This window comes from Gemmobacter nectariphilus DSM 15620 (assembly GCF_000429765.1).
Taxonomy (GTDB): Bacteria; Pseudomonadota; Alphaproteobacteria; order Rhodobacterales; family Rhodobacteraceae; genus Wagnerdoeblera; species Wagnerdoeblera nectariphila.
Window position 1 is genome coordinate 1 of record NZ_AUCM01000044.1, and the last position, 7,412, is coordinate 7,412.

6 protein-coding genes are annotated in these 7,412 nt (G+C 68.6%); 1 reads left to right on the plus strand and 5 read right to left on the minus strand.

All coding sequences use genetic code 11. The features are described from left to right. From G481_RS26130 to G481_RS0118420, 4 genes are all read right to left on the minus strand, one after another. Positions 1-329 (minus strand): HNH endonuclease (locus G481_RS26130; RefSeq protein WP_211235238.1); only part of this gene is annotated, 329 nt, incomplete at its 3' end. Further along, the gene (locus G481_RS0118410; RefSeq protein WP_028031295.1) at positions 326-847 is read right to left on the minus strand and encodes a crossover junction endodeoxyribonuclease RuvC; all 522 of its coding nucleotides are present in this window, start codon (positions 845-847) and stop codon (positions 326-328) included. The genes G481_RS26130 and G481_RS0118410, both read right to left, overlap by 4 nt. Positions 848-1,345: 498 nt before the next feature. Further along, positions 1,346-2,605: a serine hydrolase domain-containing protein gene (locus G481_RS0118415; protein WP_211235239.1), complete on the minus strand. Its 1,260-nt coding sequence runs from the start codon at positions 2,603-2,605 to the stop codon at positions 1,346-1,348. Positions 2,606-2,654: 49 nt separating this feature from the next. Further along, positions 2,655-3,743 (minus strand): class I SAM-dependent methyltransferase, encoded by a 1,089-nt coding sequence (locus G481_RS0118420; RefSeq protein ID WP_028031297.1) that lies wholly within the window; start codon positions 3,741-3,743, stop codon positions 2,655-2,657. A 144-nt stretch (positions 3,744-3,887) separates the two neighbouring features. Here G481_RS0118420 and G481_RS0118425 point away from each other — a divergent pair, with 144 nt between their 5' ends. Continuing rightward, complete coding sequence (locus G481_RS0118425; RefSeq protein ID WP_028031298.1) at positions 3,888-4,919, plus strand: GlxA family transcriptional regulator; 1,032 nt, start codon at positions 3,888-3,890, stop codon at positions 4,917-4,919. Between the two features lie 189 nt (positions 4,920-5,108). Here the strand turns inward: G481_RS0118425 and G481_RS0118430 are convergent. After that, the coding region (locus G481_RS0118430) for a VapE domain-containing protein (protein ID WP_028031299.1) at positions 5,109-7,412 on the minus strand (2,304 nt) is incomplete at its 5' end.

The window sequence follows — 7,412 nt, forward strand, 5'->3', positions numbered from 1 at the left end:
CCGACGTTCTCGCGCTGTGTCGCCCAACGGAGGTTCCATGGGTGGTTGACGTCCCGCGTGCCATCCTCATGTGCGACCACGTGACGTTCGCTGGGCGGACGTCCGAGAAAGGCCATGGCGACAAGGCGATGGACCGGGATGCCTGTGCGGCGGTTTCCGCGCCACAGCTGAACATAGAGGTACTGGTTTTGGGGATTGCGCCACTGCCTCAGAATCCGACCCGCCCGGGCACCTTTCCCGCCCACAGCGCGCCGAACCCGTCCATCCTCGGAAACATCGTATTCCGGCCAACCGGGGATCGAGCGCCACTCCGGGTTCAAGTCGATCATGCGACACCCCCGTTTGTGTCGATGACCCAATTCAGTATCGCGATTGCATCGGCTTCGTTGTCATCGGCAGGGGAAAAGCCGCGAGCCCGTGCCGCGGCAATCATGTCCTGCTTGGGTGCATTTCCCCGGCCTGTCGCGTACTTCTTGATCGTGCCGACCGGAACGCCGCTATACGGAATTCCTCGCAACTCGGCCCATGTCGTCAGCGTCGCGAGGAGACCTCCAAACACATGCGCCGCGTCGGTCCCGGCGTGCCGGCGGACCTCTTCGAACCAGATCGCGGCGATGGGCCCCGACAGCCGGTCGAGTTCGGTCAGCCAGTTGGTGAACCGCAGGTAGCGCATGCCACCGCCGTCGAATCGTCCGGGCCGGAAGCTGACCGTGCCGCTGGTGATCAGTCCGTCATGGCTGCGCATCGCCCAGCCGGTCGTGGTGCCGAGGTCGAGGGCGAGGATGCAGGACCGGCTGATCGCGCCCGGTTCGGGGCGGACGTTCTGCGCGGGGATCGTTGTGTTCATCGTGAAGGCTCACAAGCTGTGGGCCTTCGGCTTCGGTCAGCGCAAGATGTAGCATCCGGCGGTCCCCGTCTAAAGCGAAAACGACCAGGGACGACGCGGCCGGCGAAGTTCGACTCGCTGCCCGTCCCGGTCCCAACCTCCGAACGCGTGGTCCCAACCTTCGAGCGGGTTGGGACAGCCCTTTATCGTTTCACTCCAATGGCTTGCATGGATGTGGTCCCAACCTCGGTGTCCCCAACGGGGGTCCTTCTCTTTTCGTATAGAAAAGCATGTTCCCGACCTTTTCCGTTCTCCCACATGAATGTGTAGCAAAAGGTTGGGACCACGGGGTGAGGTTGGGGACACCGTTGTTTTTGAACGGCTTTTCGTGTCCCCAACCCCCTCGCGAGGTTGGGACAGGGTTGGGACCACCGGCGGGGGTTGGGACCACGCGAGGGGACTTCAGTCTTGTCGATGCCGATGCATCCCGACAACGGATCCGTCCGACGGCGGCACTTGTCAGTTGGTGGACGCTGCGCCGACGCCGTAGACCGCGTCCCGGACTTGCGCCGGGAAGTCGCCGATGACGCCGGCGACGGAGGTGTTGGTCAGCACGACGACCGTCAGGGCCTCGACCGGGTCCACGAACCAGTGTGCGCCGAGCACGCCGCCCCATTGCCAGGTTCCAGCGTTCTGCGGCGTCGCCGCGGCCGCGGGGTCGAGCAGAACGGCGGCGCCAAGACTGTGGCCCCAGCCCTCGCCCTCGCTCCAGGCGCGCAGGTCGCCGATCTGGTGGGAGGTGAGCAACTCTGCGGAAGCCGCCGACAGGATCGGCGCGCCACCGGTGCGGATCGCTTCGAGGAAGCGTGCATAATCCGCCGCCGTGCCAGACATGCCGCCGCCGCCCGAGGGCCAGGCGTCCGGGTCGGTCGCCCGCCCCGGCGAGAACGGCACGCCCGGCTCGCCCATCGGTACCGTGTCGCCGGCCTCGCGCATCCGAGCGGCAGGCCCCTCGCCGTCCCGGTAGGCGGCGGCAAGGCGCGCCAGATCGGCGACGACGAAGGTGGTGTCCTCCATACCGAGTGGCCCGGTCACGTAACGCGCTACGGCCTCCGGCAGGGTCATGTCGGATGCAGTTGCGACCACTGCGCCCAGCACGTCCGTCGAGACCGAATAGCGCCAATCCGTCCCCGGCTCGAAGACCAGCGGGACCGACGCGATCCGGCGCATCGCCTCACCTAAAGTCTCGCCGTCCTGCGAAAGGCCGGCGGGAACCTCGGCGTGGTGATAAGGGCTGTCGGCCGGCTCGAAGACGGCGTAGCTGAGGCCCGAGGTATGCGTCATCAGGTGCCGCACGGTGATGTCGGGGGTCCGGCCGTCGGGCAGGCTCGGCCGGAAATATGGCAACCAGTCGGCCACGCGGTCGTCGAGCGACAGCCGCCCTTCCTCGATTAGCGCCAGCGCCGTGGCCGAGACGATGGCCTTGGTCATCGAGGCGAGGCGATAGATCGTGTCCTCTTGCGCCGGCTGCCCGGCCTCGCGGTCCGCGAAACCGGCCGCGCGGCTGTAAACCGGCTCTCCGTCGCGCAGGACAAGCGCGGTCACGCCCACGATCCGCTCGCTCTCGACCCAAGCGTCGATCACCTCATCGAGCCGCTGTTCCAGGCCGGCATCGGCCGCCGCAACGCCCGTCCAGAGGCCCGCGCAGAGCAGCCCGGCAGTCAGCGTGCGCCGTACCGGTTTCCGCGGCCGTACTCGGGTTTCCTTCATTCCTGTCATGGGGTTCACTCCTTTTTCTGATGTTGCGTGAAAGGGGTCTGGCGCGGGCTCAGACCCGCGCCACGAACCAGACGTTCATCGGGTCGTGCGGCAGGACGTGCCGCTCGACGCTGGCGAAACCGGCCTCGCGCAGGAACCGCTCGGCCGTCTCCCAGCCCCACATGGTGCCCAGACCCTCGCCGCCCTGTCCGATCGACACCGGCGTGCAATGCACGGTCGAGACCGCGTAAAGCAGCGTCGCGAAGGGGAAATCGCGGTTCTTCTCCAGATCCGCCGAGGCGCCGATGTCCTGCATCAGGTAGACCCCGCCGGGCTTCAGCGACTTGCGCAGGCCCTTCACCAGCCCGCGCGGATCCTTCTGATCGTGCACCGCGTCGAAGCTGGTCACGAAGTCCCAGCGCCCGGGCTCGGCATAGCCGGTGAGATCCCGCGCCTCGAACGTCATGTTGCTCAGTCCCGCGTCGCGCGCGGCCTCGGTGGCATGTTCTACGGCGTCCTTGCAGAGATCATAGCCAGTGAAGCGGCTGGCGGGATAGCGCGCGGCCAGTGCGAGTAGAGCCGCACCGCGGCCGCAGCCCGCGTCGAGCACGTCGATGCCCGCCTCCAGCCGGTCGTGCAGGCCGGGCACCAGCGGCAGCATGTGGTCGAAGAGCGCCGCGCCGACCGTCTGCCCGCTGTCCTCCGCCATGATCTGGTGGAAACAGGGATAGTCGTCGTAGCGCGTGCCCTCGCCGGTCCGGAAGGTGTGAATCGTCCGGTCCTGGATCTGTCCGAGCAGCGCGACGTGCTGGGCGTAGACCGCGAGATTGCCGAGCGGCGCACCCTCGGTCAGGCAGGCCGCATGCTCAGCCGGGAGGTGGTAGCGCCGGTCCTCTGGCCGGTAGTCGACCACGCCCGCCATCACCATGGCGGCAAGCCATTCGCGCACGTAGCGCTCGGCCAGACCCGCCGCAGCGGCGATCTCCGCGCTGGTGGCGGGGGCGCGTCCGGCCATCGTATCGAACAGGCAAAGCCGGTGGCCGAGCGCCATCATCGCCGCTGCCGCACCGGAGTCGAGCATCTCTCCGACGCGCCCGGCGAAGGCCTCGGCGCGGTCGGTGTCGAAGGGAAGTTTTTCGAGCGCCGTCATCGTCGTCATCCTTGGGTCCATTTCGTTCGGGGCGGAGATAGCTCCGATGACGAGCCGTGCGTGAGAGACGAAACCGCCGAAAAGGGGGGATTCCGGCCAGTCAGTTGCGCCTTATCTGTCGATTTCCACCAGTAATTCGGCCATCATCCGCCCATGAACGATGCGCCACCCACATTGACGGTCAGCCTGCTCGTCCTGCCCGAGTCGTTCCCGGGCGCGCTCTACTGCCTGCACGAACTCTTCGGGCTGGCCGGGCGCACCTGGCAGCCGATCACCGGCGAGCCGGAGGCCGCGACCTGCCATTTCGCGCCGCGGCTGGTGTCGGTCACAGGCGAACCGGCCGCCTCTCCCGCCGGGCCGGTGATCGCGGTCGAGGCCCCTCTGCACGCCCCGCCCGCGCCCGACATCGTGATCGTGACCGACCTCGGCCTGCCGATCGATTTCGACCCGCGCGGCAAATGGGCCGAGGAGGCCGCCTGGCTGCGCCGGATGCACGCACAGGGCGCGGTGGTCGGCTCGATCTGCTCGGGCTCGCTGTTTCTCGCCGAGGCGGGGCTTCTCGACGGGATCGAGGCGACCACGCACTGGGCGGTGGCGCCGATCTTCCGCGAGCACTACCCGGAGGTGAAGCTGCGCCCGGAACGGATCCTCTGCCCGGCGGGGGCGGAGCATCGCATCGTCAGCGCCGGCGGCGCCTCGACCTGGAGCGAGCTTGGCCTCTACCTCGTCGCGCGGTTCGCGGGCGAGACCGAGGCGCGGCGGCTGTCGAAGGTCTTCGTCATCGGCGACAAGTCCGACGGCCAGCTGCCCTTCGCCGCCATGGCCCGCCCGCGCCAGCACGCGGACGCCGCCATCGGCAAGGCGCAGCTCTGGATCGCGGACAATTACACGGCGGAGAACCCGGTGGCGCGCATGGCGGAGGTCGCAGGCCTGCCCGACCGCACCTTCTCACGCCGCTTTCGCAGGGCCACGGGCTATGGGCCGGTCGAATACGTCCAGGCTCTGCGGCTGGAGGAAGCCAAGCAGATGCTGGAGACGACGGACGCGCCCACCGACGCCGTGGCGTTGGCAGTAGGATATGCGGACCCGGTGTTCTTCCGCCGCATCTTCAAGCGTCAGGTCGGCGTCACCCCGGCGCGCTACCGGCAGCGGTTCGCGGGGTTGACGGCGCTACGCTCGGCGTGAACGCCCGAACGGCCCTCGGTTTCGGCCCTTTTTGAAGAGACGGCGCAGGTTCGTCGTGGGCGCCCCCCACATGCACCTCCAGTTCGTTCCGCAAGCTGGAGTTCGCATCAGCAGCACCCCGGCCCCCGACGTCGTGGAGATCATGGCAAACACCAAGCATGGGGAGAAACAGGTCGTAAACTGCAAGCTTCAAGGCGCCCTCCGATACCGCCACTCCCGCGGTGCCTCGCGCCCGCCCTCGTCGCGCCGCCTGTACCGCTCCCAGCCGTTCGCCTTGAGGTAGGCCGAGACGCGCATCTGGTCGCCGCGGGTCCAGCGGGCCGGTTCGAGTCCGATCGCCTCCTCGAGGATCTCGCCGACAGACACGTCTCGCAGCGGCTCGGGGCGCGGCACGCTTTCGGTGCGGGAATTGCCGTAGTCGGGGAAGCCATCCGAGACGGTCCGGATTTCGTGCGTCAGCCAGTGCTCGATGAGGTCGTCCCAGGCGTCGGACTGGTAGCGGCGGTCCTGTTCCTCGCGTGCTTTGGCCAGCAGCGCCGGGTCGTCGATCCACCAGATTGCGCCGCCACGGAAGCGGTGGACGGCCTCGGCCCAGAGCTGGTCCCGGTCGCGTGCGAGCGCCGCGATGTCTATGGTGCCGCAGCGGAGCGGCCAGAAGCGACGGTTGCCGGTCTCGTCGCGCAGATAGGTGTCCGGGTTCACGGTTCCGGCGAACACGCATTGGCGCGGCACCTCGACGGTGTAGCGGCCATAGGGCGGGCGGAAGCGGTCGGTGGTGCGTGTCAGGAACGCCTTGATGCGCGAGACCTCGGCGCGGCCGATAGCGTCGAGTTCGGCGATCTCGACGATCCAGACGCCCTGCATGTGCAGCGCTGCGTCCTTTGACCCGAGCTCGGGCAGCTCGTCGGTGAACCACTCCTCACCGGCTAGCACCTTGATCGCGGTGGATTTGCGCGCGCCCTGCGGTCCCTCGAGGATCAGCATGTGGTCGGCCTTCACGCCGGGCCGGTATATGCGGGCGACGGCTGAGATCAGCCAGAGCGCACCGATGGTGTGATGGAACGCCGTGGGTTCCGCGCCGAGATAGGCGCTGGTCCAGGTCTCGATCCGGGGCGTGCCGTCCCATTTCAGGGTGTCGAGCCAGTCGCGGACAGGATGAATGCGCAGCTCGCGGGCGACGGCGCCGACGGCGCGGCTCACGACCACCGGCGCCACGTTGATGCCGCGCAGCTGCAGCCATTCGGCGGTGCGGATGTCGTCGGCGTCCTCCCAGGGGCGCGGGAGGGAGGCGATTCCGGCGTCCCACGGCAGCGGCTGGCGCACCACGATCTCCTGCCCGAACTCGTCGAAAGCGAGAACGCCGGCGAAGGCAGGATCGGATGTCAGAGCCACGATGACATTGGCCTCGTTGCGCTCGGGTGCCCCCGCGAGGTCGAGCCGGAGGCGCCTGAACCAGGCAGGTTTCGGGATCGGCGCGTGCGGGTCGCCGGTGGCGTTCACGCGGCGGCGGAGCTCGGCCAGCTGCTGGGTCAGGACCGATATGCCGATGCCGGTCGCGGACTTGATCCGCGCGATGACCTGCCGCTCGGGAAGTGGATCAAGCTTCGCCAGCGCGATGCGCCCGAGCAGCGTGGACAGGGCTTCGAACTCTGGCGGGTTCGTCAGCGCCTCGGCCGCGGCGATCAGCGTGGCTGGATCGTCGGCGGAGGCGACGACGGGCGTGGCTGTCTCCGACTCGACCGGATCCCCGGTTTGCGGCTCCGCTGTGGTGTCCGCCGCGAGCGCATAATCCTCGGCGCGGGCGCCACGCTGCAGATCGTCGTTGAAATCGTCGCCATGGAGCGGCGCGACGATCTCGTTCGGGATGTCGGCCCGGTTCAGACGGTCCGAGAGCGTCGCGGCCGCCTGGCGGCCGGCGTCTCCGGCATCGGCATAGATGGTGACGCGCCGGGTGCCCTCGGGCCACTGGAACCGCGCCAGACCGTCGGCCGAAAGCGCCGCCCAGACCGGTGTGCCGTAGAGCGCGTGCGCGGCGAGCGCGGTCTCGATGCCCTCGGCAATGCCGATGTGTCCGTCCCCCGGCATCGGGAACAGGCGAACCACGGCGTCCTTCACGCTGCCGAGCATCTTCTTGCCGGGAGGCGCCTTCGCGCTGCCGTCGTCGAGCAGGAAGGTGCGGTGGATGCCCGGCGCGCGCTCCCCGTTCGACAGCCGCAGGATCGCGATCAGGCCGGGCCAGCCGCGGCAGCTGTCGAAGTCCGGAAGGTCGGCGTGGAACAGTAGGTCGGGCGAGCCGGGATCCGATAGCCCGCGAGCGCGCAGGTAGGTCTCGCCCAACGTGCCGGCGAGCCGCACAGCCCCGCCGACGAGGCGCGCAATCTCGGCCGAGTGGTCGGGACGTGCGCGCATGGGCGACTTCGGCGCGGGTTGCGGCGCAGGGAGATCCATCCCCGCCAGCCGCGCCGCCTCGTCGAAGAGCGCGCCGTCGCAGAG

Bases quoted from the DNA above. Each gene is read 5' to 3' on its own strand.
- G481_RS0118410 (WP_028031295.1), bottom strand. From the start codon at position 847: ATGAACACAACGATCCCCGCGCAGAACGTCCGCCCCGAACCGGGCGCG.
- G481_RS0118415 (WP_211235239.1), bottom strand. From the start codon at position 2,605: ATGACAGGAATGAAGGAAACCCGAGTACGGCCGCGGAAACCGGTACGG.
- G481_RS0118420 (WP_028031297.1), bottom strand. From the start codon at position 3,743: ATGACGACGATGACGGCGCTCGAAAAACTTCCCTTCGACACCGACCGC.
- G481_RS0118425 (WP_028031298.1), top strand. From the start codon at position 3,888: ATGAACGATGCGCCACCCACATTGACGGTCAGCCTGCTCGTCCTGCCC.